This window comes from Pantoea folii, assembly GCF_056678875.1.
The window spans coordinates 59,343-86,230 of record NZ_JBWXON010000009.1 but is presented as its reverse complement, the minus strand read 5'-3'; the positions used below and the strand labels follow the sequence as shown (position 1 = coordinate 86,230).

General features: G+C 54.4%; 24 protein-coding genes. 2 read left to right on the top strand and 22 right to left on the bottom strand.

Annotated features, from left to right (window positions below; translation table 11 throughout):
• Positions 1–4 precede the first annotated feature (4 nt).
• Positions 5–202, top strand: coding sequence for a DNA gyrase inhibitor YacG (yacG, locus tag AC1MDE_RS12345; protein WP_034829659.1), 198 nt, complete (start codon positions 5–7; stop codon positions 200–202).
• A 29-nt stretch (positions 203–231) separates the two neighbouring features.
• On the opposite strand, the gene mutT is transcribed toward yacG, so the two are convergent.
• The 22 genes from mutT to ilvI form a co-directional block, all read right to left on the bottom strand.
• Entirely contained in the window at positions 232–627 is a 396-nt protein-coding gene (gene mutT, locus AC1MDE_RS12340; protein WP_058960896.1) for an 8-oxo-dGTP diphosphatase MutT, read from the bottom strand.
• A 111-nt stretch (positions 628–738) separates the two neighbouring features.
• The gene (gene secA / locus AC1MDE_RS12335) at positions 739–3,444 is read right to left on the bottom strand and encodes a preprotein translocase subunit SecA (protein WP_058960897.1); all 2,706 of its coding nucleotides are present in this window, start codon (positions 3,442–3,444) and stop codon (positions 739–741) included.
• Positions 3,445–3,518: 74 nt separating this feature from the next.
• Positions 3,519–4,019, bottom strand: coding sequence for a secA translation cis-regulator SecM (gene secM, locus AC1MDE_RS12330; protein ID WP_058960898.1), 501 nt, complete (start codon positions 4,017–4,019; stop codon positions 3,519–3,521).
• A gap of 267 nt (positions 4,020–4,286) precedes the next feature.
• Positions 4,287–5,204 (bottom strand): UDP-3-O-acyl-N-acetylglucosamine deacetylase, encoded by a 918-nt coding sequence (lpxC, locus tag AC1MDE_RS12325; RefSeq protein WP_058960899.1) that lies wholly within the window; start codon positions 5,202–5,204, stop codon positions 4,287–4,289.
• A gap of 101 nt (positions 5,205–5,305) precedes the next feature.
• Positions 5,306–6,460, bottom strand: a complete 1,155-nt coding sequence (ftsZ, locus tag AC1MDE_RS12320) for a cell division protein FtsZ (RefSeq protein ID WP_034829667.1) — start codon at positions 6,458–6,460, stop codon at positions 5,306–5,308.
• Positions 6,461–6,531: 71 nt separating this feature from the next.
• On the bottom strand, positions 6,532–7,788 hold the full coding sequence (ftsA, locus tag AC1MDE_RS12315) for a cell division protein FtsA (protein ID WP_013507861.1): 1,257 nt from the start codon (positions 7,786–7,788) through the stop codon (positions 6,532–6,534).
• Entirely contained in the window at positions 7,785–8,624 is an 840-nt protein-coding gene (gene ftsQ / locus AC1MDE_RS12310) for a cell division protein FtsQ (protein WP_045816937.1), read from the bottom strand. The genes ftsA and ftsQ overlap by 4 nt, the downstream gene beginning before the upstream one ends.
• A 1-nt stretch (position 8,625) precedes the next feature.
• Positions 8,626–9,546: a D-alanine--D-alanine ligase gene (locus tag AC1MDE_RS12305; protein WP_058960900.1), complete on the bottom strand. Its 921-nt coding sequence runs from the start codon at positions 9,544–9,546 to the stop codon at positions 8,626–8,628.
• On the bottom strand, positions 9,539–11,014 hold the full coding sequence (gene murC / locus AC1MDE_RS12300) for a UDP-N-acetylmuramate--L-alanine ligase (RefSeq protein WP_058960901.1): 1,476 nt from the start codon (positions 11,012–11,014) through the stop codon (positions 9,539–9,541). The genes AC1MDE_RS12305 and murC overlap by 8 nt, the downstream gene beginning before the upstream one ends.
• 69 nt (positions 11,015–11,083) lie before the next feature.
• Positions 11,084–12,142: an undecaprenyldiphospho-muramoylpentapeptide beta-N-acetylglucosaminyltransferase gene (murG, locus tag AC1MDE_RS12295; RefSeq protein WP_058960902.1), complete on the bottom strand. Its 1,059-nt coding sequence runs from the start codon at positions 12,140–12,142 to the stop codon at positions 11,084–11,086.
• Positions 12,139–13,353 (bottom strand): cell division protein FtsW, encoded by a 1,215-nt coding sequence (ftsW, locus tag AC1MDE_RS12290; protein ID WP_034829677.1) that lies wholly within the window; start codon positions 13,351–13,353, stop codon positions 12,139–12,141. The genes murG and ftsW overlap by 4 nt, the downstream gene beginning before the upstream one ends.
• Positions 13,353–14,669: a UDP-N-acetylmuramoyl-L-alanine--D-glutamate ligase gene (gene murD / locus AC1MDE_RS12285; protein ID WP_182056973.1), complete on the bottom strand. Its 1,317-nt coding sequence runs from the start codon at positions 14,667–14,669 to the stop codon at positions 13,353–13,355. The genes ftsW and murD overlap by 1 nt, the downstream gene beginning before the upstream one ends.
• Before the next feature lie 2 nt (positions 14,670–14,671).
• On the bottom strand, positions 14,672–15,754 hold the full coding sequence (gene mraY / locus AC1MDE_RS12280; RefSeq protein WP_034829683.1) for a phospho-N-acetylmuramoyl-pentapeptide-transferase: 1,083 nt from the start codon (positions 15,752–15,754) through the stop codon (positions 14,672–14,674).
• On the bottom strand, positions 15,748–17,109 hold the full coding sequence (murF, locus tag AC1MDE_RS12275) for a UDP-N-acetylmuramoyl-tripeptide--D-alanyl-D-alanine ligase (RefSeq protein WP_058960904.1): 1,362 nt from the start codon (positions 17,107–17,109) through the stop codon (positions 15,748–15,750). Before murF ends, mraY begins: the two co-directional genes overlap by 7 nt.
• Positions 17,106–18,593, bottom strand: coding sequence for a UDP-N-acetylmuramoyl-L-alanyl-D-glutamate--2,6-diaminopimelate ligase (murE, locus tag AC1MDE_RS12270; RefSeq protein ID WP_058960905.1), 1,488 nt, complete (start codon positions 18,591–18,593; stop codon positions 17,106–17,108). Before murE ends, murF begins: the two co-directional genes overlap by 4 nt.
• Positions 18,580–20,346 carry a peptidoglycan glycosyltransferase FtsI gene (locus tag AC1MDE_RS12265; protein ID WP_058960906.1) on the bottom strand — a complete coding sequence of 589 codons (1,767 nt, stop codon included), beginning with the start codon at positions 20,344–20,346 and terminating at the stop codon, positions 18,580–18,582. Before AC1MDE_RS12265 ends, murE begins: the two co-directional genes overlap by 14 nt.
• Before the next feature lie 20 nt (positions 20,347–20,366).
• Complete coding sequence (ftsL, locus tag AC1MDE_RS12260) at positions 20,367–20,687, bottom strand: cell division protein FtsL (protein WP_034825986.1); 321 nt, start codon at positions 20,685–20,687, stop codon at positions 20,367–20,369.
• Entirely contained in the window at positions 20,684–21,625 is a 942-nt protein-coding gene (gene rsmH / locus AC1MDE_RS12255; protein ID WP_034825988.1) for a 16S rRNA (cytosine(1402)-N(4))-methyltransferase RsmH, read from the bottom strand. The genes ftsL and rsmH overlap by 4 nt, the downstream gene beginning before the upstream one ends.
• Before the next feature lie 2 nt (positions 21,626–21,627).
• Positions 21,628–22,086: a division/cell wall cluster transcriptional repressor MraZ gene (gene mraZ / locus AC1MDE_RS12250; protein ID WP_038649082.1), complete on the bottom strand. Its 459-nt coding sequence runs from the start codon at positions 22,084–22,086 to the stop codon at positions 21,628–21,630.
• A gap of 493 nt (positions 22,087–22,579) precedes the next feature.
• Entirely contained in the window at positions 22,580–23,590 is a 1,011-nt protein-coding gene (cra, locus tag AC1MDE_RS12245) for a catabolite repressor/activator (RefSeq protein ID WP_058960907.1), read from the bottom strand.
• 198 nt (positions 23,591–23,788) lie between these two features.
• Entirely contained in the window at positions 23,789–24,280 is a 492-nt protein-coding gene (gene ilvN / locus AC1MDE_RS12240; RefSeq protein ID WP_034825997.1) for an acetolactate synthase small subunit, read from the bottom strand.
• 2 nt (positions 24,281–24,282) lie between these two features.
• Positions 24,283–26,007 (bottom strand): acetolactate synthase 3 large subunit, encoded by a 1,725-nt coding sequence (gene ilvI, locus AC1MDE_RS12235; protein WP_034825999.1) that lies wholly within the window; start codon positions 26,005–26,007, stop codon positions 24,283–24,285.
• 733 nt (positions 26,008–26,740) lie between these two features.
• Here ilvI and leuL point away from each other — a divergent pair.
• Positions 26,741–26,824, top strand: coding sequence for a leu operon leader peptide (gene leuL / locus AC1MDE_RS12230; RefSeq protein WP_101749442.1), 84 nt, complete (start codon positions 26,741–26,743; stop codon positions 26,822–26,824).
• Positions 26,825–26,888 lie beyond the last annotated feature (64 nt).

The window sequence follows — 26,888 nt, the reverse complement described above, 5'->3', positions numbered from 1 at the left end:
TGTTATGCAGGAAGAGATGATTACCGTACCTTGTCCCAACTGCGGTAAAGATGTGATGTGGGATGAGCTGAGTCCTTGGCGCCCGTTTTGCAGCAAGCGCTGCCAGCTGATTGATTTGGGCGAATGGGCCGCCGAAGAGAAGCGCATTCCCAGCGATAGCGATCTGACCGACAGCGATGACTGGAGCGAAGAACAGCATTAATAAGAGATAAGGGGCTTACGCCCCTTTGCTTAAATTTCGTCAGTCACCAGGCGAGCGATAAGTTCGTGGTTGGCAGGAGGAAACTCTTCCGCGACTAAATCACGCTGTTCCACCCAACGCTGTGGCTGCCCTTCACGGCCGTACGGCTCACCGTTCCAACCTTCCACCAGGAAGAAGTGCAATGTGACGCGCAGATCGTCATAGCTATGATCGGCCAAACCAATCGCCTTCGCGGCTGTCACCTCAATGCCGGTCTCTTCCATCAATTCGCGTTTTAACGCTTGTTCAGCGGTTTCATCCTGTTCAATTTTTCCGCCAGGAAACTCCCATTTATTCGCCATGTAGGAGCTCGCCGCACGCTGGGCAAGGAAGATCTGACGGCTGGCATTGCGAATGATGCCCACTGCGACTTGCAGGTGTTTCATAAGCTGAATTCCGCTTTTAATTAATGAGCGCTGATAGTAATGCAGTCGCCAGGTAATGTTAACTCTGTGGCGACGGCCAAAAGAAAAAGGAGCCCGAAGGCTCCTCGTTTATCAGGCCAGGCGGCCATGACACTGTTTGTATTTCTTACCGGAACCGCATGGGCACAAATCGTTGCGTCCTACTTTGCGCTCCCCACCCTGCGCAGCCAGCGCGGCGGCCGCAGCGGTTTCGTCATCAACGTGGCTCAGCTGTTGCTGCTGTGCCAGACGCTCAGCCTCTTCACGGCGTTGCTGTTCCATCGCTTCGACCTCCTCCGGCATGCGCACCTGTACTTTGCTCAGGGTGCTGATCACCTCATACTTCAGTGACTCCAGCATCGCCGCGAACATTGAGAAGGACTCGCGCTTGTATTCCTGCTTCGGATCTTTCTGCGCATAACCGCGCAGATGGATGCCCTGACGCAGATAATCCATCGCCGCCAGATGCTCTTTCCACAGTGAATCCAGGGTTTGCAGCATCACGCCTTTTTCGAAGTTACGCATCATTTCAGCGCCAACCACTTCTTCTTTCGACGCATAGTTTTCATGCGCGCGGCTCATGATACGTTCACGCAGCGTTTCTTCGTGCAGGTCCGGCTCTTTATCCAGCCATTCTGCAATCGGCAGATCCAGATCAAAATCGTTACGCAGGCGTTCTTCCAGACCAGGAACATCCCACATTTCTTCCAGCGACTGCGGCGGAATGTAGGTGTCGATGGTGGCTTTGAACACATCTTCACGGATGCTGTTGATGGTTTCAGACACATCAGACACGTCCAGCAGTTCATTACGCTGGCTGTAGATGGCGCGGCGCTGATCGTTGGCCACATCATCGTATTCCAGCAGCTGCTTACGGATGTCGAAGTTACGGCTTTCCACTTTACGCTGTGCATTGGCAATCGCTTTGGTGACCCATGGATGCTCAATCGCTTCGCCTGGTTTCATGCCCAGTTTACGCATCATGTTAGACACACGATCCGAGGCGAAGATACGCATCAACGCATCTTCCATCGACAGATAGAAGCGGGATGAACCGGCATCACCCTGACGACCCGCACGGCCGCGCAACTGGTTATCGATACGGCGAGATTCGTGACGCTCAGTACCGATAATGTGCAGACCGCCCGATGCCAGAACTGCATCATGGCGCAGTTTCCAGGCTTCTTTGATGGCCTGAATCTGCGCTTCTGAAGGTTCATCCAGCGCTGCCACTTCGGCCTGCCAGCTGCCACCCAACACGATATCGGTACCACGACCTGCCATGTTGGTTGCGATGGTGACTGCAGCTGGTTGACCCGCCTGTGCCACGATATCCGCTTCGCTGGCGTGGAACTTGGCGTTCAGTACACTGTGTTTGATACCCGCGCGCGTCAGTTCGTTAGAAACCACCTCTGATTTCTCAATCGAAATGGTACCGACCAGCACCGGCTGGCCTTTCGCAGTGCAAGTACGTATGTCTTCGATGATCGCGTCGATCTTCTCTTTCTCGGTCATATAGACCAGGTCAGCCATATCTTTACGCACCATCGGACGGTTGGTTGGCACCACGATGGTATCGAGTTTATAGATCGAGCTGAATTCAAACGCTTCGGTATCAGCAGTACCGGTCATACCGGCCAGTTTTTCGTAAATACGGAAGTAGTTCTGGAAGGTGATGGAAGCCAGTGTCTGGTTCTCGTTCTGGATTTCCACGCCTTCTTTGGCTTCAACAGCCTGATGCAAACCATCAGACCAGCGACGGCCCTGCATGGTACGGCCGGTGTGTTCATCGACGATGATCACTTCGCCATCTTTCACGATGTAATCGACATCGCGAGTAAACAACGCATGCGCACGCAACGCCGCCGTTACGTGGTGCATCAGCATGATGTTGGTTGGCGAGTAAAGTGACTCACCTTCTTCCATAATGCCCTGGCTCACCAGCAGCTCTTCGACTTTCACCAGACCGCGCTCGCTCATGTGAGCCTGACGCGCTTTCTCATCGACCCAGAAGTCGCCTTCACCCTGGAAGGTTTCTGAGTCTTCCTTCTCCTGGCGCACCAGGTGAGGAATGATTTTATTCACTTTGGTGTACAGCTCGGAGCTATCTTCGGCAGGACCGGAGATAATTAACGGCGTACGCGCTTCATCGATCAGGATGGAGTCCACCTCATCCACCAACGCGTAGTGCAGTTTACGCTGGACGCGCTCTTCCGGGCTGAACGCCATGTTATCGCGCAGGTAGTCGAAGCCGTATTCGTTGTTAGTACCGTAGGTGATATCCGCAGCATAGGCGGCACGTTTCGCCACCGCTGGCATGTTTGGCAGGTTGATACCGATGGACAGCCCCAGGAACTCGAACAGTGCACGGTTGTTTTCGGCATCACGCTGAGCCAGGTAATCGTTCACCGTGACCACGTGCACGCCTTTACCGCTCAGTGCGTTCAGATAAGCAGGCAACGTTGCGGTTAAGGTTTTACCTTCACCGGTACGCATCTCCGCGATGCAACGCTCATTCAGCACCATGCCACCAATCAGCTGTACATCGAAGTGGCGCATACCAAACACACGTTTACTGGCTTCACGCACCGTGGCAAAGGCTTCAGGAATCAGGCTTTCAAGGCTTTCACCTTTCTTCAGGCGTTCACGGAACAGGTCGGTCTTGGCTTTCAGTTCGTCATCCGAGAGCTTGACGAAATCCGGCTCCATCTTATTGATGACATCGACGATTTTGCGCATACGACGCAGGGTACGATCGTTACTGCTGCCAAAGACTTTGGTTAACAATTTGATTAACATGGTAAATTTTTCTCAATTCAGCCGCATTCATGCGGACTGGAAAATCTAAAACAGGATGTGGAAAATCGTTACTGTTAAGCAATGGCAGGCCCGGCGCGGATGCCATGAATAGCAGCCTGCCAGTCAGCAGAAGTGTGAATTTGAAGTTCGCGATGACGCAGCGTTTCCTGCGGCTCTAATGCAATAGCGGGTTGAGCTGGCGATGTGAGTAGCGCCTGCAGCGAATCGATTAACGCCAGCTTTTGTGCCGCCAGCGGGACTGTATGACTTTCTTCCGCTTCTGCTGGTGGCGTCATGCTAAATGAGAGGTGGCGAATGACCGTGCGAATGGCATGCTGATGCCAGTAATCGACATTGAAATTTGGTCGACGCGCACTTTCCTGCAGACGGATTAAATGATCGAAATGAACAACATTGCCGACAAACAGGCTGCTGATGGGCGAGTCTGTCGCCGTGGACTCCGCACTTTGCGCACAGGCAGGCAAGCCCAAACTGGCCGCCACCATCCCTAACAAGAGATGAGGCCAGAAGTAGCGTCTGCCTAATTGTCGCCAGCGTGAGAAAATCCCGATCACAACCTATCCACAGTTAAATAAAGTAATGAAGCCGTTGCGGTTATCCGCGAACCTGCTCATATGAGCGCCAGATAATAGCACTTATGTGGGGCCAGGACACCAGTGATTAAAGGGCTTAAGGGGGATTTCACGTTTATTTGTACAGGCTTTCGCCAGTGATAGCAGAGAATTGAGAGCGGTCTTGCAGGAATAAAAAACAGGCAATAAAAAACGGCAGCTTCCACTGACCGGAGAGGGTGTCAGGGAAACTGCCGTTTTATGACTGACTTACGCCAGAACTAAATTTGGAGCTTTGAATGCCAGTGGCAGTTCAGCTTCGTCTTCGAAGGTTGCCCATTCCCAGGCTTCCTGCTTAGCCAGTACCGCTTGCAGCAATTTATTGTTTAACGCATGGCCTGATTTAAACGCAGAGAAAGCGCCAATCACGTTGTGGCCACACATAAACAGATCGCCGATCGCGTCCAGCATTTTGTGACGAACGAATTCATCTTCAAAGCGCAGACCGTCTTCGTTGAGTACGCGGAAATCATCAAGACCAATCGCACAATCTAAGCTACCGCCCAGGCACAGGCCTTTAGACTGCAGATATTCGATTTCACGCATAAAACCAAAGGTGCGCGCACGACTGATTTGGCGAACAAACGCATCAGCCGAGAAGTTTAACTGGTAACGCTGCGAGCTTGAGTCAATTGCCGGATGTTTGAAGTCGATAGTAAAGTCGAGTGAGAAACCGTTGTAAGGTTTGATCTCGGCCCACTTATCGCCATCTTCAACACGCACCGTCTGCTTAACGCGTACAAATTTCTTCGCACTGTTCAGCTCTTCGACGCCTGCATCCATCAGCAAGTAGACAAAAGGCGCGGCACTGCCATCCATAATTGGGATTTCGGGCGCATCGACTTCAACAATAATGTTGTCGATACCCAAGCCTGCCAATGCAGCATTCAGGTGTTCAACCGTCGATATACGCACGCCTTCATCATTCACCAGGCAGGTACTCAGCATGGTGTCGCGCACGTATTTTGCATCAGCCGGGAAATCAACCGGTGGATTCAAGTCAGTGCGACGATAGATGACCCCGGTATTAGCCGACGCAGGGCGTAAGGTCAGCGTGACTTTCTTGCCGGTATGTAAACCGACACCTGTCGCCTGAACAATACGTTTTAATGTCCTTTGTTTGATCATCGCATTATCTCGCAATATTACCCATCCGACCGCCAGTATAAATTACCAGCGGGCGAATACTTTAGCACAAAGAGCGGAGAATCCCAATTCTCAGGATATTCTTAGTCTGCCTGCTTACGCAGGAAGGCTGGAATATCAAGATAATCTGGCTCTTTATTGGACGATGCTGGCTGGTCGTTGACCACTTTCGCTGCCGGCTTCTGCTCCTGCGGCAACGGCGCCATGCCGTGCTGCTGGTAGCGATGATCCATCACTGGCTGCGAAGCCGGTTTGTTGGTCACCAGCGTGATTTCTGGACGCTTGTCCATGCCAATACCCGTCGCAACCACGGTCACGCGCAGTTCGTCGTTCATCTCTGGATCCAGAGACGTACCGATAACCACGGTCGCGTTGTCAGAGGCGAAGGCGCGGATAGTGTTACCCACGGTTTCGAACTCATCCAGACGCAGGTCAAAGCCCGCCGTGATGTTGACCAGCACGCCGCGCGCACCAGACAGATCGATATCTTCCAGCAGTGGGCTGGAGATCGCCATTTCGGCTGCTTCTTCGGCACGGTCTTCACCGCACGCTACGCCGGAGCCCATCATGGCGTAACCCATTTCTGACATCACGGTACGCACGTCCGCGAAGTCAACGTTCATCAAGCCTGGGCGAGTAATCAGCTCGGCGATACCCTGCACCGCACCTTTCAGTACGTCGTTGGCTGCACCAAAGGCATCCAGCAGAGAGATACCGCGACCCAGCACTTTTAACAGCTTGTCGTTCGGGATGGTGATCAGTGAATCAACATGCTTAGACAGCTCAGCGATACCCTGTTCAGCAAAAGCCATACGCTTTTTGCCTTCGAAGTTGAAGGGCTTGGTCACCACCGCAACAGTCAGGATACCCAAATCTTTTGCTACTTCTGCCACGACTGGCGCTGCACCGGTACCGGTACCGCCGCCCATGCCTGCAGCAATAAACACCATGTCTGCCCCTTCCAGCGCAGAACGCAGTGCTTCACGATCTTCCTCAGCTGAGGTTCGACCCACTTCCGGGTTTGCACCCGCACCGAGACCCTTGGTGATACCGGTCCCGATCTGGATCGTCTGGCCAACCGCTGTCTTACGCAACGCTTGCGCGTCGGTGTTTACAGCGAAGAATTCTACACCTTCGATACGCTCGCGTACCATGTGCTCTACGGCGTTGCCACCGCCGCCGCCGACGCCGATGACTTTAATCACCGCGTCATTGGTTAATTCCATAGGTTCAAACATGATTTCTCTCCGTTATGTGCCTGTCGCCTGGAGATCATAAACATTGCCTGCATGATCTCCTTTTTCAAAAATTAAAACTCTTTCTTCAGCCAGCTATTGATACGTTTAAACCAGTTGCCCACTGAAGCACGTTTTTCCGTTTCTGCATCACCGTTCATGTGTGACTCTTTGCCGTAATGCAGCAGACCGACTGCAGTTGAGTAATACGGCTCCTGCGCATAATCCGTCAGGCCGGTGATGTTAAGTGGCTGACCAATACGCACCTGCGTATGAAATACACGCTGGGCGCAAGCGGCCAAACCTTCAATCTGTGCTGCGCCACCGGTCAGCACGATGCCTGCTGCCAGGTGGTGTTTCACGCCCTGCTGACGCAGTTGCTCCTGCAGTTGCAGAATCTCGTCATTCACCAGATTCAGCAATTCGGTGTAACGCGGCTCAATCACTTCTGCCAGCGTTTGGCGTTGCAGACTGCGCGGTGGGCGTCCACCGACGCTCGGCACTTCGACGTTTTCATCTTTGCCAACAATCGAACCCAACGCACAACCATGGCGTACTTTGATCGCTTCCGCATCGGTTGGCGGTGTGCCGAAGGCATAGGCGATATCACTGGTCACCACATTCCCTGCATAAGGGATCACTTTGGTGTGACGCAGTGCGCCGCCGGTGTAAACCGCGATATCCATTGTACCGCCACCGATGTCAACAACACAGACGCCCAGCTCACGTTCATCTTCAGTCAGAACCGAGAAACTGGATGCCAGTCCGGCAAAAATCAGTTGGTCAACTTTCAGGCCGCAACGTTCAACGGCTTTAACAATATTTTTCGCCATATCATTGTGGCAGGTGATCAAGTGCACTTTCGCCTGCATACGCACGCCGGAAAGTCCCACCGGATTCTTGATGCCTTCCTGATAATCAATGGCATATTCCTGAGGAATCACATGCAGGATACGATGTTCATCGCGTACGCGTACGGATTTCGCCGTATGTACCACGTTCTCTACATCATCCTGAGTCACTTCCTCTTCCGAAATCGGAACCATCCCGATTTCGTTCTGACAACTGATATGTTTGCCCGATAAAGCAAGGTAAACCGACGAAATCTGGCAATCAGCCATCAGTTCAGCCTGGTCGATGGCGCGTTGAACGCATTTCACCACCGACTCAAGGTCATTTACGCCGCCTTTATCCATACCGCGAGACGGGCAGCTGCCCACCCCAATAATGTTGACCATACCATCAGGCAGAATTTCCCCAACCAGGGCGGCAACCTTTGCGGTGCCGATTTCAAGTCCTACTACCAGTTTTCTGTCCGTTGCCTTGATCATTGTGGTTTAGCCTGTGCCTGGTTTTGTTGCTGATTACTGTCCTGTGGCTCCAGCGGGGCCGCTGCCCAGCCTACTGCGGCACCGGAGTCGTAGCGCAAATCGACATAGGTAATGCGCTTGTTCTGACTCTGGCCCTGCTGCAGCAGCTCCGGATAGAGCTCAATAAAACGGTTCAGACGCTTCATGGTGTCGCTGCGTCCCAGTTCGATGCGCACATCGTCGCTGGTCACTAACTGCCACGAGCGCCGCGCCGTCATCGACGCGACCTTCAGGGTAAACTTGCCGGCTTTGAGCACATCACTCATGGTGTGATAGCCCGCCAACACCTCTGTTTCACTGCCTTCCGGGCCATATAACATCGGCAATGTTTCTTTACCGATATGACTGGCCGGGACGCTGAAGGAGACGCCATCGGCGTCTACCATGTGTGAGTCATTCCAGCGTGCCACCGGAACATACTCCACCAGGTTAATCTTCAGCTCATCAGGCCACTGCTTACGCACACTGACCTGTTTAATCCAGGGTAAACGCTCAATCTGTTGCTGGATGATGTCCACGTTTTGCGACATAAACGTGCCAGGTGCACCTAGCGACAAAATGGCCTGGCGAATGTCATCATGCGTGGTGTAATGCGTTTCCCCGGTCACCACCAGCTTCGACAGCGGTAAACGCGACGCATCATTCATCCACTTCAGCACCACCAGCCCACCGGCAGCCATGATGCCCAACACAATCAGCAGGAATACGACGCCAAACAGTCGGGCACCGTTGCTACGCCCGGTGCGCGCACGCTCCTGGGGTTCGCGATTTCGTACACGTATCGCCGCCTGAGACATATCAGTCAGCCAGTTCCAGAATACGCGCCACCAGCTGCGGGAAACTGTATCCTGCCTGCTTCGCGGCCATCGGCACCAGACTGTGGCTGGTCATGCCCGGAGAGGTATTCACTTCCAGCAACTGGAATTTCCCCTCGCCATCTGTCATTACATCGACGCGTCCCCAGCCGCTGCAACCCAGTGCACGCCAGGCTGCCCATACCAGCGTCTTCAATTCTGCTTCCTGAACTGCACTCAAACCACTTGGACAGAAGTATTCAGTATCGTCAGAAATGTATTTAGCTTCATAGTCATAGAACTCGCTGGCGGTTTTAATTCTGATTGAAGGCAGAATTTCATTACCCAGGATGCCAACGGTATATTCCGCACCACTCAGGAATGCCTCAACTAGCACGTCATTATCGTGGCGAAACGCTTCATCCAGCGCTGCAGGCAAGGCTTCTAACGTGTTCACACGGCTGATGCCGACACTAGAACCTTCACAGCTTGGCTTCACAAACAGCGGCAGCCCGAGCGCATCAATGGCAGCCTGCGTTTGTGCGTCTAAACCCTGCTCCTGCTGCTGACGCGTTAACCAGACGAATTTGCCTGAAGGCAGTCCCCTGCCCTGCCACAGCAATTTGCTGCGCAGTTTATCCATGGTGATCGCAGAAGCCATCACGCCGCTGCCGGTATAGGGCAACTGGAGGAACTCCAGCACCGCCTGCAGCGTGCCATCTTCACCGCCGCGACCGTGCAGAGCGATAAAGGTTTTATCAAAGCCCTGCGCTTTGAGGTCCAGCACTGACACATCACGGGTATCCACGCCGTGTGCATCAATGCCCATCTCACGCAGACCAGCTAACACCGCATTGCCCGACATCAGCGACACTTCACGCTCTGCCGAGGTTCCGCCCATCAGGACGGCGACTTTCTCAGCCATGACGCGCCTCCGTTTTCGCAGCTGGCTGCAACGCAAGCTCAGCCAGTTTGCGGGCGATCTTGCCGATATTGCCGGCGCCCTGCACGATGACCAGATCGTCACCTGACAACAACGGGGCTAGCGCTTCCGGCAACGCATCGTGCTCAGAGACCAGAATCGGGTCAACCTTGCCACGATTGCGAATCGCGCGGCACAGTGAACGGCTATCTGCGCCTGGAATCGGCGCTTCACCGGCCGGATAAACATCCAGCATCAGCAATACATCAACCTGTGACAGCACGTTAGCGAAGTCATCGAACAGATCTCGAGTTCGCGTGTAACGATGCGGCTGGAATACCATCACCAGTTTTTTCTCTGGCCAGCCGGCACGCGCGGCTTTGATGGTGACATCCACTTCCGTTGGGTGATGACCGTAATCATCCACCAGCATTGCGCTGCCTGGATTGCCATTGACCGCTGCGGTATCAAATTCGCCCAGCACATCAAAGCGGCGCCCGGTGCCCTGGAAGCTCTCCAGTGCCGCCAGAATCGCGTTATCTTCAATGCCTTCTTCCGTCGCCACTGCAACCGCAGCAGCAGCATTTAAGGCATTGTGACGACCCGGCGCATTCAGGGTCACTTTTAGCACCGGCTTGTCCTGACGAATCAGGGTAAAGTGCCCCTGCGCGCCACGTTGTTCATAGTTTTCGATACGCACATCGGCGTCATCACTGAAACCGTAAGTGGTGACCTGACGGCCTACGCGTGGGATCAAATCGCGGATCACCACATCATCTACGCACATCACCGCACGTCCGTAGAACGGCAGGTTATGCAGGAAGTTGATGAACGTCTGCTTCAGGTTCTCGAAATCGCCCTGATAGGTATCCATATGATCCGCTTCGATATTGGTGACAATCGCCACCATCGGCTGCAGATGCAGGAACGACGCGTCACTCTCATCGGCTTCCGCAATCAGGTAACGGCTGGTGCCCAAACGCGCATGGGTGCCCGCTGCTTTCACCAGGCCGCCATTGACGAAAGTTGGGTCTAAGCCACCTTCGGCATAAATACTGGTAACCATCGCTGTGGTGGTAGTTTTGCCGTGCGTACCGGCAATCGCGATGCCATGACGGAAGCGCATCAGCTCAGCCAGCATCTCTGCACGGCGAATCACCGGGATACGCTGCTCGCGTGCCGCTACCAGCTCCGGATTGTCCTGAGCCACCGCAGTCGACACCACCACCACGCTCGCATCCGTCACGTTTTCCGGGCGATGGTTGAAATAAATGGTCGCACCCAATGAGGCCAGATGCTGGGTCACCGGGTTAGGCGCCAGATCCGACCCGCTGATGTGATAACCTTCGTTCGCCAACACCTCGGCAATACCGCCCATGCCAGCACCACCGATGCCGACAAAGTGAATGTGCCGGACGCGACGCATCTCGGGCACAATGGAACGCAGTTTTGCCAATTGTTGTGTATTCATCTGTCTCAATTACCTGTTGATCGCATTCGTACCTGCATTCAGGTACAGCCGGTCAAACCGACCTATTAATTACTTCGCGACGCGTGCCACTTCCTGCGCAACCCGATCGGTTGCATCAGGAATCGCTACCTGACGGGCTTTCTCAGCCATCGCCAGCAGCGTGGCGCGATCCCAATGGCGCAACGTGTCCGCTACTGCAGTCGCGGTAAATTGCGGCTGCTCGAAAATTTTGGCTGCGCCCGCTTGCTCCAGCGGCAACGCATTCCAGTACTGCTGACGGTCTTTGTGCTGAAACGGCACGAAGATCGCCGGTAAACCTGCGGCGGCAACTTCGCTCACCGTCAATGCGCCCGAACGACACACCACTACATCCGCCCAGGCATAGGCTTCCGCCATATCATCAATAAACTCGGTGACCTTGTGCTGCGGCTGTCCGGCATCGAGATAGGCCTGTTGCACCGTCTCCAGCGCGCCTTTGCCGCTTTGATGCCAAATCGTGATGGCATCACCCAGTTCTGCGGCCACCTGCGGCACTGTCTGATTCAGGATACGTGCGCCCTGGCTTCCGCCGACCACCAGCACACGAATCGCACCACTGCGTCCACTCAGGCGATCAGCAGGCAGCGGCAGGGCCAACACATCGGTACGCACGGGATTGCCAACCACATCGGCTTTCGGGAATGCACCCGGAAACGCCTGCATCACTTTGGTGGCAATTTTCGCCAGCCACTTGTTGGTCAGCCCGGCAATGCCGTTCTGCTCATGCAGCACCACAGGAATACCGCAACTCCACGCGGCTAATCCACCTGGACCGGAAACGTATCCGCCCATGCCGAGCACCACGTCCGGCTGCCAGCGCTTCATGATGCGACGCGCCTGGCGCCATGCATTGAAGATGCGTACCGGTGCCAGTAACTGCGCTTTAACGCCTTTGCCGCGCAAACCGCTAATACGGATAAATTCAATTTCGATGCCATGTTTCGGCACCAAATCCGCTTCCATTCGGTCAGCGGTTCCGAGCCAGCGCACCTGCCAGCCCTGTTCGATCAGATGGTGTGCCACAGCCAGCCCAGGGAACACATGTCCGCCGGTTCCGCCGGCCATCACCATCAGCCGCTTGCTACTCATCGAGCACCTCGGGTAAACGCCTGCGCTTTTGCCAGACGCGTTTCATAATCAATGCGCAATAAAAACACGATGGCGGTCGACATGATGATCAGACTTGAGCCACCGTAACTGATCAGCGGCAGTGTCAGACCTTTGGTCGGCAGCATACCTGCGGCCGCACCGACGTTAACCAGCGCCTGGAAGCTAAACCACACGCCAATTGAGCAAGCGAGGAAGCCAGAAAAGCGCTGATCGATCTCCAGAGCACGGCGACCAATCGACATCGCGCGAAAAGCGACGAAGAATACCATTAACAGCGCCAAAACCACACCGACATAACCCAACTCTTCACCAATGATGGAGAAGATAAAGTCGGTGTGTGCCTCCGGCAGATACTCGAGTTTTTGCACCGAGTTGCCGAGGCCCTGGCCCCAGAATTCACCACGACCGAAGGCCATCAGCGACTGGGTCAGCTGGTAGCCGCTGCCAAACGGATCTTCCCATGGGTTCCAGAAAGAGGTCACACGGCGCATACGATAGGGTTCAGCGATAATCAGCAGCACCACGGCAAAAATACCGGAGCCGATGATCGCCAGGAACTGCCACATTTTGGCACCCGCGAGGAACAGCATCGCTAGCGTCGTCACAAACAGCACAACTACAGTTCCGAGATCCGGTTGCGCCAGCAGTAACACGGCCAACACCACCATCACGCCCATCGGCTTACAAAAGCCCCAGAAGTTGTTGCGTACCTCTTCCACTTTGCGCACCAGATAGCTGGCGAGATAGCAAAACAGGGAAAGCTTGGACAATTCGGCCGGCTGAATACGCAGTGGGCCGAGGGCAATCCAGCGCGATGCACCGTTAACCGAACTACCCACCACCAGGACGATCAGCAGCATTGCCACAGACGCCATCAGCATCACGTTGCTGTAGCGCTGCCAGAAATCCATTGGGACGCGCAATGTCACCAGTGCCATGCCTACCGCCAGGGCAATATAGAAAGCGTCGCGTTTAGCGAAGTAGAACGGGTCTTCGTTGAGACGCTGGCCGACCGGCATCGACGCTGAAGTCACCATCACAAAGCCGATAATCGCCAAACCAAAGGTCAGCCACAGCAGCGTACGATCATACAGCACCACTGGCGCATCATCATTTTCACGGCCGCCCATCACCCAATCGCGTAAACGCACGGAGAGGAAGCTGGCAATACCGGCACCTGGAATGCGCATCAGCTCAACTCCTTCGCCAGCTGCGCGAAAATATCACCGCGCTGTTCAAAATTACGGAACTGATCGAGGCTGGCGCAGGCCGGTGACAGCAGCACCATATCGCCCGCCTTCGCCTGAGGGGCAATCTGCTCCATGGCCTGCTGCATCGTCTCTGTGCGCGTGGCGATCTCCGGGCGCAACGCCGCGAGCGCATCGCCGTCACGACCAAAGCAATAGATGCGCACGTTGTCGCCCTGCAAAAAGCGCGTCAGTGCACTGAAGTCAGCGGATTTGCCATCACCGCCCATCAACAGCCACAAGGTGCCTTTCACCTGCAAACCATTGAGTGCCGCCTCAGTACTGCCGACGTTAGTGGCTTTGGAGTCATTAATCCAGCGCACGCCATTGGCTTCATGCACCAGCTGGAAACGGTGCGCCAGGCCAGTGAAAGTCGTTAACGCTTTCAGACTGGAAGCGCGCGGGATATTCACCGCATCTGCCAGTGCCAGGGCCGCCAGGGCATTGGTGTAGTTATGCTGCCCCACCAACGTCATTTCGTCGGTGTTTAATACCCTTTCACCCTGCGCCCGCAGCCAGGTGCTGCCCTGCTGCTGAGTCAGATGGTAATCACCAAGGTTGATGCCAAAGCTCACGCAGCGTGCATCAACGCCGCGAACCGGCATGGTCATACCATCATCGGCATTGACCACACAGACGCGGGCGTTTTCATAAATGCGCAATTTCGCCGCACGATACTGCTGCATGCCCAACGGATAGCGATCCATATGATCTTCCGTTACGTTGAGAATGGTGGCGGCCGCCGCTTGCAGGCTGTAGGTGGTTTCTAACTGGAAGCTGGAAAGTTCCAGCACATACAACTGTGCCGGAGATTTCAGCAGGGTTAGCGCCGGTAAACCGATGTTGCCACCCACGCCAACCTGCCAACCTGCTGCACGGGCCATTTCACCCACCAGCGTGGTGACAGTGCTTTTACCGTTCGAGCCGGTGATCGCGACAATCGGCGCCTGAGCTTCACGGCAGAACAGTTCGATATCACCGACGATTTCGATACCGGCATCCGCGGCTTCACTTAATGCAGGATGAGCAAGCGCGATGCCTGGGCTGGCAACGATCAAGTCCGACGCCAGCAACCAGTCACTGTTGATACCGCCTACATAGCGTTCAACCGCCTCAGGCAACTTGTCGAGGCCAGGCGGAGACACACGGGTATCCATCACGCGAGGCGTCACGCCCTGCGCGAGGAAGAAATCAACACAGGACAGGCCAGTGATGCCGAGTCCAATGATGACGACTTTTCTGCCCCGATAGTCAGCCATGATTAACGTACCTTCAGCGTTGCCAGGCCAATCAGCACCAGCATCAGTGAAATAATCCAGAAGCGCACAATGACGCGCGGCTCCGGCCAGCCCTTCAATTCATAGTGGTGGTGAATCGGCGCCATGCGGAAAATGCGTTGGCCGCGCAGCTTGAACGATCCCACCTGCAGAATCACCGACAGTGTTTCAACCACAAACACGCCGCCCATGATCACCAGCAAAAACTCCTGACGCAGCAGCACGGCGATGGTGCCTAATGCGCCACCCAGTGCCAGCGAACCCACATCGCCCATAAAGACCTGAGCCGGGTAGGTGTTGAACCACAGGAAGCCAAGACCGGCACCGACAATCGCGGTACAGACAATCACCAACTCACCCGCATGGCGCAGATACGGAATATGCAGATACTCAGCAAACTTCACGTTACCGGTCGCCCATGCCACCAGAGCAAAGCCTGCTGCCACGAAGACGGTTGGCATAATCGCCAGGCCATCCAGACCATCCGTCAGGTTGACCGCATTACCGGTGCCGACAATCACAAAGTAAGCCAGCAGCACATAAAACAATCCCAGCTGCGGCATGATGTCTTTAAAGAACGGCACCACCAACTGAGTGGCCGGTGTGCCTTTGCCCGCAGCGTAAAGCGCAAAAGCCACGCCAAGGGAAATCACCGACATCCAGAAGTATTTCCAGCGGGCAATCAGGCCTTTGGTGTCTTTGCGTACCACTTTGCGATAGTCATCGACGAAACCGATAATGCCGAAACCAATCAGCACCGCCAGCACGCACCACACATAAGGGTTGGATGGATACGCCCACATCAACACCGAGACGGTGATGGAGGTGAGGATCATGATGCCTCCCATGGTTGGCGTACCGCGCTTACTGAAGTGCGATTCCGGACCGTCGTTACGCACCACCTGGCCAATCTGCAGTTTCTGCAGCCAGGCGATCAGGCGCGGGCCCATCCAGAGTGATAGGAACAGAGCGGTCAGCAGGCTGACAATGGCGCGAAACGTCAAATACGAGAAGACGTTAAAGCCGGAATAAAGTGCGACCAAATGTTCGGCCAGCCAGACTAGCATGTTCCTTTCTCCTGTAAGCTCTCGACGACCTGCTCCATGGCGGCGCTACGTGAGCCTTTAACCAAAATAGTGATGTCCTGATGTTGGGACAGCAATGCGCGTAAACGTACAGTCAGCTCGGCTTTGGTGGCGAAATGCTCGCCTTTACCGCTGCTTTCACCGATCAACCGACTCAAAGTGCCGGTACTCAGAACACAATCAATACCTGCTGCCCTGGCGGCTTCACCCACCTGCTGATGGCAAGCTTCCGCTTCATCGCCCAGTTCGGCCATATCACCGACGACCATCACTCGGAACCCTGGCATATCGCCCAGTACCTGTGCGGCCGCCGTCATCGAACCGACGTTGGCGTTATAGCTGTCATCCAGCAGCAGTTGATTGTCTGCCAGACGAATCGGGAACAGACGCCCCGGTACGGGCTGCAGTGTTTTCAAACCGGTTTGGATCGCGCTTAGCGGGGCATCAACGGACAGTGCCAGCGCAGCAGCAGCAAGCGCGTTCGCGATGTTGTGGCGACCAGGCAGCGGAAGCGCAACAGCAATGTCTCCGCGCGGCGTATGCAAGGTAAACAGCGTGGCGTCGGCGCGTAGCACGATCTCGCTGGCGCGGAATTCTGCATCTGCCATCGGCTGTGGCGAGAAGCGCCACAGGGTCCTATCGACAAACTGCGACTGCCAGTTAGCGAGGTCGTTGCTGTCAGCATTGACGATGGCGGTGCCGTGTACTGGCAATCCCCCAAAAATTTCGCCTTTGGCTTTCGCTACACCGGCCAGTGAACCAAAGCCTTCCAGATGCGCTGCAGCGAGATTATTCACCAGCGCCGTTTCAGGACGCACTAAATCGGTGGTGTAAGCAATCTCGCCCTGATGATTGGCACCCAGCTCAATCACCGCGAACTCGTGTTCTGGGGTCAGACGCAGCAACGTCATCGGCACGCCGAAGTCGTTGTTCAGGTTGCCAGCGGTATAGAGGGTTTCACCACACTGACGCAAAATGGCAGCGGTCATCTCTTTGACGGAGGTTTTACCGGATGAACCGGTCAGGGCTACCACGCGCGCCTTCGATTGCTGACGCACCCAGGCGCCGAGCTGACCAAAGGCAATGCGGGTATCTGCCACCACCACTTGCGGCACATCTAAAGGCAAGTGCTTACTCACCAGCAGCGCTTTGGCACCGTTAGCAATAGCATCGCTGGCAAAGTCGTGTGCATCGAAACGCTCACCGACCAGTGCGACAAACAGGCTGCCATCAGCCACTTTACGCGTGTCGCTGGTCACATCATTCAGCGTCAAATCAGCGCCGTGCAGTTGACCACCACTGATTTCAGCCAGTGTTTTCAAAGAAACCGGGATCATGCCATCACCCCCAGTAAACGGGCGACGGTGTCGCGATCGGAGTAATCCAAACGACGGTTACCAATGATTTGATAATCTTCATGGCCTTTACCAGCCACCAACACGATGTCATCGACATTGGCCTGCATCACGGCGTTCGTGACCGCTTGCGCACGTCCCGCGACCACGCGGGCGCGACCGGGATCAAGCAAGCCAGTCAGAATGTCATTCACAATCGCGGCAGGTTCTTCGCTGCGCGGATTGTCATCGGTGATGACCACGATGTCAGAGAACTGTTCGGCAATCGCGCCCATCAACGGACGTTTGCCTTTGTCACGATCGCCGCCGCAGCCAAACACGCACCACAGCTTGCCTTTACAGTGCAGACGGGCAGCTTCCAACGCTTTTTCCAGCGCATCGGGGGTGTGAGCATAATCCACCACCACTGTGGGTTTTTCTGGTGCCGTGAACACTTCCATACGGCCACATACCGGTTGCAGCTGTGCAGCGCTTGATACCAGCGCCTCCAGCGGATAATCGAGCGTCAGCAAGGTGGCCAGTGCCAGCAGCAGATTGCTGACATTGAATGCGCCCATCAGACGGCTATCAAATTCCCCGTCGCCCCAGCTGGAGCTGAACTGGATATGCGCACCGCCATCGTGATAATTCACCGCTGTGGCTTTCAGCCAGCGCCCACGACAGCCAGGCTGCAAGTTGTCAGCCAGGGTGACGGCAACGGCATCCGGCAGTTTCTCCAGCCAGCGGCGCCCGACCTCGTCATCAGCGTTGATAATGGCTTCGCCAACCTGATGCTCAGAGAACAGCAGCCATTTGGCGGCTTCGTAACCCTGCATATCACCGTGATAATCCAGATGATCGCGGCTTAGATTCGTGAACACAGCAGCCGCGAAGGGCAATGCCGCCACGCGATGCTGCACCAGGCCGTGAGAAGACACTTCCATCGCAGCCAGCGTGGCACCCTGCTCCACCAGATCATTCAATACATGTTGAACATCTACCGCGGAACCGGTGGTGTTTTCGGTGGCCACCAATTGGCCATATAAGCCATTACCCACCGTACCCATTACGGCACCGGTTTCACCCAGCAGATTGGCCCACTGCGCCATCAACTGCGTGGTGGTGGTTTTTCCGTTGGTGCCGGTGACACCGATTAATTTAAGTTTTTCAGCAGGCTGCTGATAAAAGCGCCCGGCCAGTGCAGAGAGACGCTGCTGCAACTGCGCCAGGTAGATAACCGGGACGCCGTGCATCTCGCGGATATCTCCATCGCTGGCTTCGCCCTCGGCTTCGGCAATCACTGCCGCCACGCCTTGAGCAATAGCCTGCGGAATAAAACGACGTCCATCAGCATGATGGCCCGCCACGGCGATAAACAGATCGCCAGCAGCCGCTGAGCGGCTGTCTAGTGTCATGTCACGGAGTGGACGCGCCGGCGCACCCGGCACCCACGGGGCCAGTAAATCGCGCAGGTTACGATCGGTCACTTGATTCCTCACTTCTGTTCTTCACCAACTCGTCTTTATCAATTGTCGGCAGCGCATCCGGTTCAATGTTCATGGTGCGTAATACACCGCCCATGATGGCGCCAAACACCGGTGCAGAAACCGCACCACCATAATATTTACCGGCCTGGGGATCGTTGATCACCACCACCAGCGCAAAACGAGGGCGACTGGCAGGTGCAACACCTGCCGTGTAAGCAATGTATTTATTGACGTAGCGTCCATCCGGTCCCACTTTTTTCGCAGTACCGGTTTTAATCGCGATGCGATAACCCTTGATGGCGGCTTTAACCCCACCGCCGCCAGGCAGCGCAACGCTTTCCATCATGTGCATCACCGTTTTCACCAGGTCTTCCTGGAAAACGCGTTCACCCGCCACTGGCGGGTCAACTTTGGTGATCGACAGCGGGCGGTTGATGCCGTAGCTGCCAATGGTTGCGTAGACTCGCGCTAACTGTAACGGTGTTACCATTAGCCCGTAGCCGAAAGAGAAGGTGGCCCTCTCTATGTCAGACCACCGTTGTTTTTGAGGGTATAAGCCACTGCTTTCCCCGACCAGCCCCAAATTGGTCGGTTTACCCAGTCCAAAGCGCGCGTAAGTATCTACGAGTGCTGAGGAGGGCATCGCTAACGCCAAACGTGAAACCCCGACGTTACTCGACTTCTGTAAAACCCCGGTAAGGGTCAATTCGTTGTAGCGCGCCACGTCCTTGATCTCATGACCATTAACGCGGTACGGCACGGTATTCAGTACGCTGTTCTCTTTCACCACGCCACGCTGCAGCGCGGTCATCACCACCATCGGTTTGACGGTGGAGCCTGGCTCGAAGATGTCGGTAATGGCACGGTTGCGCATCACATCTTTTGGCGTGTTGGAGAGATTGTTTGGGTTGTAAGCCGGGCTGTTGGCCATTGCCAGCACTTCACCGGTGTTCACATCCACCAGCACGGCAGTGCCCGACTCCGCTTTGTTGAACGCCACGGCATTGTTCAGCTCGCGGTACACCAGCGCCTGCAAACGCTCGTCGATGCTGAGCGTCAGGTTGTGCGCCGCGCGGCTGTCCACAGAAGAGATATCTTCAATCACGCGACCGTAGCGGTCTTTACGCACCGTACGCTCGCCTGGCGCGCCGGTCAGCCACTTGTCGAAGCTCTTTTCGATGCCCTCAATGCCCTGACCATCAATGTTGGTAAAGCCGATCAGATGTGCAGTGACCTGACCGGCTGGATAGTAACGACGCGACTCTTCACGCAGGTAAATGCCGGGCAGCTTGAGTTTTTTGACGTATTCGCCGATCGCTGGATTCACTTGACGCGCCAGATAGATAAAGCGCCCTTTGGGATTGGCATTCACGCGCGCGGCGAGTTGATCGAGTGGGATGGACAACGCATCTGAAAGGGCTTTCCAGCGGCTGTCGAGTGACACGCCGCCGTGTTCCATCAGCTCTTTAGGATCGGCCCAGATGGCATTCACCGGCACGCTGACGGCTAACGGACGGCCAGCACGATCGCTGATCATGCCACGTGCAGTGGGAACAGATTGAACACGCAGCGAACGCAAATCCCCTTCTTTGACCAGCTTATCCGGGCTAATGACCTGTAACCACGCCACGCGTGACAGCAATCCGCCCAAAGCCAGTAAAATACAGCCGCACAGCAACGCAAAACGCCAGCTTATAAAGCTGGCCTTATCTTCCTGTTTTTTTAACTTCAGCGTTTTGCCTGCGCCGCTCATTGAGGTCTGCGATTCCTTATTTATCTCTGCACCACGATATTTTCCTGTGAAGGATCAACATGCTGCATTTGCAGCTTATCGGTTGCTATTCGCTCAACCCGGCTATGATCGCCGAGCGCATTCTCTTCCAAAATCAGGTTACGCCACTCGATATCGAGCGCATCACGTTCTAACACCAACTGTTCGCGCTGCGCCGTTAACAGGCGCGTTTTGTGTGTGGTGGTCACAACCAACACCGAGGACACAAGTACTGCAATCAGCAGCAACACCGGGATCTTGCCGAATCGCAGCAGGTCACCGCCGATGACGCCGGGCAGGCTGTGTCGCTCGTTGCCAATCATGTCGCGGTCCTCTCAGCAATACGCAGTACCGAACTGCGCGCGCGTGGGTTCTCGTTGACTTCCGCTTCACCCGGAATCAGCTTGCCTAAGGTTTTCAATTCACGTCCACCTAGCGCTTTAAGCTGGCTTTCGGTCATTGGGATACCCGCTGGAACTTGCGGGCCTCGGCTCTGATCGCGCATAAAACGCTTAACTAAACGGTCTTCCAGCGAGTGGAAGCTGATAACCGATAACCGACCGCCTGGCGCCAGCACCGACATCGCCCCTTTCAGCGCGGTATCGATCTCTTCCAGCTCGCTGTTGATCCAGATACGAATCGCCTGGAAGGTGCGCGTGGCCGGATGTTTAAACTTGTCCTTCACCGGCATCGCAGCAGCGATCACGGTGGCTAACTCTTTGGTGCGCGTCATTGGCTGCTCGCGATTACGCTCGACGATGGCGCGTGCGATACGTTTGCCAAATTTCTCTTCACCGTAGGTCTTGATGACGAAGGCGATATCAGCTTCCTCGGCGTTCATCAGCCACTCTGCTGCAGACTGGCCCCGTGTCGGGTCCATACGCATATCCAGTGGCCCATCACGCATAAACGAGAAACCGCGCTCTGCGTCATCCAACTGCGGTGATGACACGCCAAGATCGAGCAATACGCCATCGATCTTGCCGGTGAGACCACGCGCTTCGACATACTCTGCCAGCGCCGAAAAAGGTCCGTGCACGATCGAAAAACGTGGATCCTGAATTTCAGCTGCAGCGGCTATGGCTTGCGGATCGCGATCGATCGCCAGTAACTGCCCCTTCTCGCCCAGTTGCGAAAGGATCAGACGTGAGTGACCGCCGCGCCCAAAAGTGCCGTCAATGTAAATGCCGTCTTCCCTGATATTGAGGCCGTTAACCGCCTCATCCAGTAGCACTGTGGTGTGTTTAAAATTATCCTGCATAGCTATAGCGACAAGTCCTGCAACCGCTCAGATAAAGGCTCCTGAGCCGACTGTTCTGCGTCAATATCGTCCTTAACTTGTTGATACCAGGTCTGTTCATCCCACAGCTCAAACTTATTGAACTGTCCAACCAGCATCACTTCTTTGGTCAGGCTAGCATGTTGCCGTAGCGTATTCGCCAGCAACAAACGACCTGCATTATCCATCTGGCATTCGCTGGCATGTCCTAACAGCAGTCGCTGCACGCGACGTTCGTTCGGATTCATGCTGGATAAGCGCGCCAGTTTTTTCTCGATGATTTCCCATTCGGGCAGGGTATAAAGCAACAGACATGGCTGGTGGAGGTCAATGGTGCACACCATTTGCCCCTGAGACTCCGCGACAAGCAATTCACGATAGCGCGTTGGTACCGCCAATCGGCCTTTGCCGTCGAGATTGACTAACGTTGCTCCTCGGAACATGTCAGTCCTACCCCCCAATCACCCGTTTTCACCACTTTATCCCACTTTTTACCACGAAACGAGTTTACGGAGCCTATGAAATCCTTGTCAAGCCGCAACGACAAGTGAATATCACTCTTTACAAGGGTGAGAATTATTTAGTGGAGGGGAATTTAGGGGAATGAATGGCAAAATAAAAAATTAACCTGATGAATAATGGAATAAAAATTTTCACGATTTGAAAAATGGCGAAAAATAAAGCGTTTTAATCGCAAAAGATAATTATCCCGGGATATGCGACAGCGGCTGCATTTTAGGGGATTTCTGAAAGGAAGCCCAGCACCATCGCGCCAGCTCTGCTACGCGTCACTGCTGAAGATGTAAACAAATAAGAAAATTCAGCGCAGTTAATTCGTTAGGGAAAGTGGTGACTATTTACGCTTTTTTACCCCAGTCCTATGGCAGAAAAATATCTGAATGATAAATAAGTGCGGGCAGCCATCTGCCCGCGATTTCATTTCGTACGTCGGCTTAATTGACCACGGCGGAATAAATTGCGGCGAATACGGGTTAATCCCGGCTTCGGTTTGCGCGGTTCATCCAGCGAGGCCAAAACTAATTCCAGCACACGTTCGGCGACATCGCGATGACGCTGCCCCACCGCCAGTACCGGGCACTCTAAAAAGTCCAGTAATTCGTGGTCGCCAAAGGTGGCGATAGCCAGGTCAGTGGGCAGGCGGCCATCCCGCTTAAGGGTAATATCCATCACGCCCTGAAGCAGACCGAATGAGGTGGTAAACAACGCATCCGGCATCGGATGATCTTCGAGGTATTTCTCGAACAGTGTGGCAGCCGCAGTGCGATCAAAGCTGTTGCAGTAGAGGTAATCCACCATGCGTTCATCGTCTTTCCACGCATCGCGGAAGCCCATTTCACGCAGGAAACTGACTGAAAGCTCAGGCAAGGCCCCAAGGAACAGCACGTTTTTCACCGGAAGCTGACGCAATTCAGCCGCCAGAGCATGCGCATCGTCCTGATCGGCACCGACCACACTGGTGAAGTGTTCACGATCCAGCGCACGGTCCAGCGCGATAATCGGCAGCGGATCGTTGATCCAGCGCTGATAAAACGGGTGTTCTGGCGGCAACGAGGTCGAAACGATGATCGCATCCACCTGGCGCTGCAGCAGATGTTCAATACAGCGCATTTCATTGTCAGGCTGATCTTCCGAGCAGGCAATCAGCAGCTGATAGCCACGTTGACGTGCCTGGCGCTCCAGATAATTGGCAATGCGCGTGTAACTGGTGTTCTCAAGATCCGGGATCACCAGACCAATTGAACGCGTACGTCCGGCGCGCAGGCCTGCCGCAACAGCATTGGGGTGATAATTATGTTCACGCACCACCGCCATCACTTTTTCGACGGTTTTGTCGCTGACACGATACTGCCGCGCTTTGCCATTGATAACGTAGCTGGCCGTGGTGCGCGACACGCCCGCCAGGCGCGCAATTTCATCCAGTTTCACGATGACACCTTAATTCTGATAAGCCAGGGCTGGGCAAATGTCCGCAGAGTAGCTATGGGTAAAACATTTGTAACATCTAACCGCAGAACACTACGCTGAGCAACCGCTTTTATCGGGCAGCACTCACAAGCGCATTAAATAAAAAAAACCCGGCATTACGCCGGGTTAGCTTGGAAGCAGGATGATAACTCTGCGGAATTAACGCATCACACGATCGCCACGTGACACGCCCACAATCCCTGATCGCGCCACTTCAACGATCTCAGCAACATCGCGCACCGTGTTGAGGAAGGCGTCGAGTTTATCGCTGGTGCCTGCCAGCTGAACCGTGTACAGCGTTGGCGTCACATCGATAATCTGGCCACGGAAAATTTCCGCGCTGCGCTTCACTTCTTCACGGCCATACCCGCTTGCCTGAATCTTCACCAGCATGATTTCACGTTCAACGTAAGCACCCTGCCCTAGCTCGCTGACACGTAACACGTCCACCAGCTTGTGCAGTTGCTTCTCAATCTGCTCCAGCACTTTTTCATCGCCGACCGTCTGAATGGTCATGCGCGACAGTGTTGGATCATCGGTCGGCGCAACGGTCAGGCTTTCGATGTTGTAGCCGCGCTGTGAGAACAAACCCACCACGCGAGACAATGCGCCGGATTCATTTTCCAGCAGTACCGATAACACACGACGCATAATTAAGTCCTCTCCGTTTTGCTCAGCCACATCTCATCCATCGAACCGCCGCGAATCTGCATCGGGTAAACGTGCTCGCTGCCGTCGATATTCACATCAACAAACACCAGACGCCCTTTCGCCAGGGTATCCAATGCCAGCTGCAGCTTCTCTTCCAGCTCAGCGGGGTGCGCGATGGAAATACCCACGTGTCCGTAGGCTTCGGCTAAACGCACAAAGTCAGGCAGAGATTGCATGTAGGATTGCGAGTGGCGGCCGGAATAAATCATATCCTGCCACTGTTTCACCATACCGAGGAAACCGTTATTGAGGTTCAGCACCAGCACCGGTAAATCGTACTGCAGCGCCGTCGACAGTTCCTGGATGTTCATCTGAATACTGCCATCACCGGTCACGCAGATGACGGTTTCATCCGGCAGCGCCATTTTCACCCCCAGCGCAGCCGGTAAGCCGAAGCCCATGGTGCCAAGACCACCTGAGTTAATCCAGCGACGAGGCTTATCAAACTGATAATAGAGCGCGGCGAACATCTGATGCTGACCGACGTCAGAGGTGACATAGGCATCGCCTTTGGTCAGACGCCAGATGGTTTCGATCACCGCCTGCGGTTTGATCTTGTCGCTGGTGCGATCGAACTCGAGGCACTTACGGCTACGCCAGCCATCAATGGTCTGCCACCAGTCGCGCAGGCTATCCAGCTCTTGCTTCGCATCGCTTTGCGCCAGCAATTCCAGCATCTGCGACAACGTCTGCTTCGCATCACCGACAATCGGGATATCAGCGCTGACGGTTTTGGAAATCGAGGTCGGATCGACGTCGATATGCATGATGGTGGCGTTCGGGCAATATTTCGCCAGGTTGTTGGTAGTACGGTCATCGAAGCGCACACCAATGCCGAAAATCAAATCGGCATTGTGCATCGTCATATTGGCTTCGTAAGTCCCGTGCATACCCAGCATGCCTACACTCTGGCGATGCGTGCCCGGGAATACGCCCAAGCCCATCAGTGACATGGTGACCGGAATATTCAGCTGTTCAGCTAACTGCAGCAGTTCCGCTTCACAGCCTGACATAATCGCACCGCCACCGGCATAAATTACCGGCTTATGTGCGGCCAGTAGCGTTTGCAGTGCACGCTTGATCTGCCCTTTATGGCCCTGAATCGTTGGGTTATAAGAACGCATGCTGACCGACTCAGGATAGACGTACGGCAGTTTATTCGCTGGGTTGAGAATATCTTTTGGCAGGTCGATCACCACCGGGCCTGGGCGGCCGCTTGCTGCCAGCCAGAAGGCTTTTTTCAGCACGGTTGGGATCTCTTCCGCATTTTTCACCAGGAAGCTGTGTTTGACCACCGGACGGGAAATCCCGACCATGTCGCACTCCTGGAACGCATCGTAGCCGATCAGTGAAGACGGCACCTGACCCGACAGAATCACCATCGGAATCGAATCCATATAGGCCGTCGCAATACCGGTAATGGCATTGGTGGCGCCTGGACCTGAGGTGACCAGCACCACGCCGACTTCGCCGGTCGCGCGTGCCAGACCATCTGCCATATGCACAGCGCCTTGCTCGTGACGCACTAATACGTGGTCAATTCCACCGACCGTTTGCAGCGCATCGTAAATGTCGAGCACTGCTCCGCCCGGATAGCCGAATACCTGCTTAACGCCCTGATCGATTAACGAACGGACGACCATTTCGGCTCCTGACAACATCTCCATTTTCTGCCTCCAGGCTTGAGGAACCAGATCCCGTGACGCGCATTGCCCCTGCGTCACTGACACCCAGCCCCGTATTCGCCAGTTAAGATCAAAACCTTATGTTTATGCTCAGATGACAGAATTCATTTCTGCCTTCCAGGTACAGGGAATCTACTTGAGTTGATTCTTTTAAGAGTAGGTCGATTACCATAACCGCAGAAAACCCGGCCTGCAAACGACAGGAGGCTGCGACAGGCTTATTTCGGCACAAAAGGCACTGACACGTGATAATCGCTCGCGAGGATTAAACTAATGCCATCCCACAACCACAGATGAAAATGCTGGTTTCATGATTATTTGCAGCGTGTTCTAAGAAATATGATTTTCATATTGCCTGGCCGGTTAGCCCACAATTTTTCCTGAATATTACTTTCTGGCGTGATTAACTTCAAAATCCGCTTCTTGCATGACATTGTGCTAAGCAACCCGCCAAATCTTGTTTTTATGATTGTACCAAAACCCCTATTAAACATATTAAATTCAATAACTTAAAATTAATTCGTTTTTATAAAAAATTTTTTAGGCTGTTTAAGCCATTATGCATGCAGCTAATTAATGCCAAAGCTCTGTGTAGCGGGATATTCGCAGCAGATCGCCCTTAACCGACAAAAGAAATACCCTTTCACTTAGGGTTGACTTCCCACAGCAATCCCAGTATCAATATGTGCAGCACAAAATTTACGAGGTTTGATTCATGTTCCATTCTTTCCGCCTACTCGGTCTACTACTAAACGCATTCAGTTTGCGCGGTAGACTTGTGGGTGGAATCAATCACTGATTCGAACCTGAAGAAGTTTAAAGAACCCGCGCCGATGCGCGGGTTTTTTTATGCTCGTTACACC

Excerpts from the sequence above, each read along its gene's own strand:
- yacG (WP_034829659.1), top strand. The coding sequence starts at position 5 with ATGCAGGAAGAGATGATTACCGTACCTTGTCCCAACTGCGGTAAAGAT.
- mutT (WP_058960896.1), bottom strand. The coding sequence starts at position 627 with ATGAAACACCTGCAAGTCGCAGTGGGCATCATTCGCAATGCCAGCCGT.
- secA (WP_058960897.1), bottom strand. The coding sequence starts at position 3,444 with ATGTTAATCAAATTGTTAACCAAAGTCTTTGGCAGCAGTAACGATCGT.
- lpxC (WP_058960899.1), bottom strand. The coding sequence starts at position 5,204 with ATGATCAAACAAAGGACATTAAAACGTATTGTTCAGGCGACAGGTGTC.
- ftsZ (WP_034829667.1), bottom strand. The coding sequence starts at position 6,460 with ATGTTTGAACCTATGGAATTAACCAATGACGCGGTGATTAAAGTCATC.
- ftsA (WP_013507861.1), bottom strand. The coding sequence starts at position 7,788 with ATGATCAAGGCAACGGACAGAAAACTGGTAGTAGGACTTGAAATCGGC.
- ftsQ (WP_045816937.1), bottom strand. The coding sequence starts at position 8,624 with ATGTCTCAGGCGGCGATACGTGTACGAAATCGCGAACCCCAGGAGCGT.
- AC1MDE_RS12305 (WP_058960900.1), bottom strand. The coding sequence starts at position 9,546 with ATGGCTGAGAAAGTCGCCGTCCTGATGGGCGGAACCTCGGCAGAGCGT.
- murC (WP_058960901.1), bottom strand. The coding sequence starts at position 11,014 with ATGAATACACAACAATTGGCAAAACTGCGTTCCATTGTGCCCGAGATG.
- murG (WP_058960902.1), bottom strand. The coding sequence starts at position 12,142 with ATGAGTAGCAAGCGGCTGATGGTGATGGCCGGCGGAACCGGCGGACAT.
- ftsW (WP_034829677.1), bottom strand. The coding sequence starts at position 13,353 with ATGCGCATTCCAGGTGCCGGTATTGCCAGCTTCCTCTCCGTGCGTTTA.
- murD (WP_182056973.1), bottom strand. The coding sequence starts at position 14,669 with ATGGCTGACTATCGGGGCAGAAAAGTCGTCATCATTGGACTCGGCATC.
- mraY (WP_034829683.1), bottom strand. The coding sequence starts at position 15,754 with ATGCTAGTCTGGCTGGCCGAACATTTGGTCGCACTTTATTCCGGCTTT.
- murF (WP_058960904.1), bottom strand. The coding sequence starts at position 17,109 with ATGATCCCGGTTTCTTTGAAAACACTGGCTGAAATCAGTGGTGGTCAA.
- AC1MDE_RS12265 (WP_058960906.1), bottom strand. The coding sequence starts at position 20,346 with ATGAGCGGCGCAGGCAAAACGCTGAAGTTAAAAAAACAGGAAGATAAG.
- ftsL (WP_034825986.1), bottom strand. The coding sequence starts at position 20,687 with ATGATTGGCAACGAGCGACACAGCCTGCCCGGCGTCATCGGCGGTGAC.
- rsmH (WP_034825988.1), bottom strand. The coding sequence starts at position 21,625 with ATGCAGGATAATTTTAAACACACCACAGTGCTACTGGATGAGGCGGTT.
- mraZ (WP_038649082.1), bottom strand. The coding sequence starts at position 22,086 with ATGTTCCGAGGAGCAACGTTAGTCAATCTCGACGGCAAAGGCCGATTG.
- ilvN (WP_034825997.1), bottom strand. The coding sequence starts at position 24,280 with ATGCGTCGTGTGTTATCGGTACTGCTGGAAAATGAATCCGGCGCATTG.
- ilvI (WP_034825999.1), bottom strand. The coding sequence starts at position 26,007 with ATGGAGATGTTGTCAGGAGCCGAAATGGTCGTCCGTTCGTTAATCGAT.
- leuL (WP_101749442.1), top strand. The coding sequence starts at position 26,741 with ATGTTCCATTCTTTCCGCCTACTCGGTCTACTACTAAACGCATTCAGT.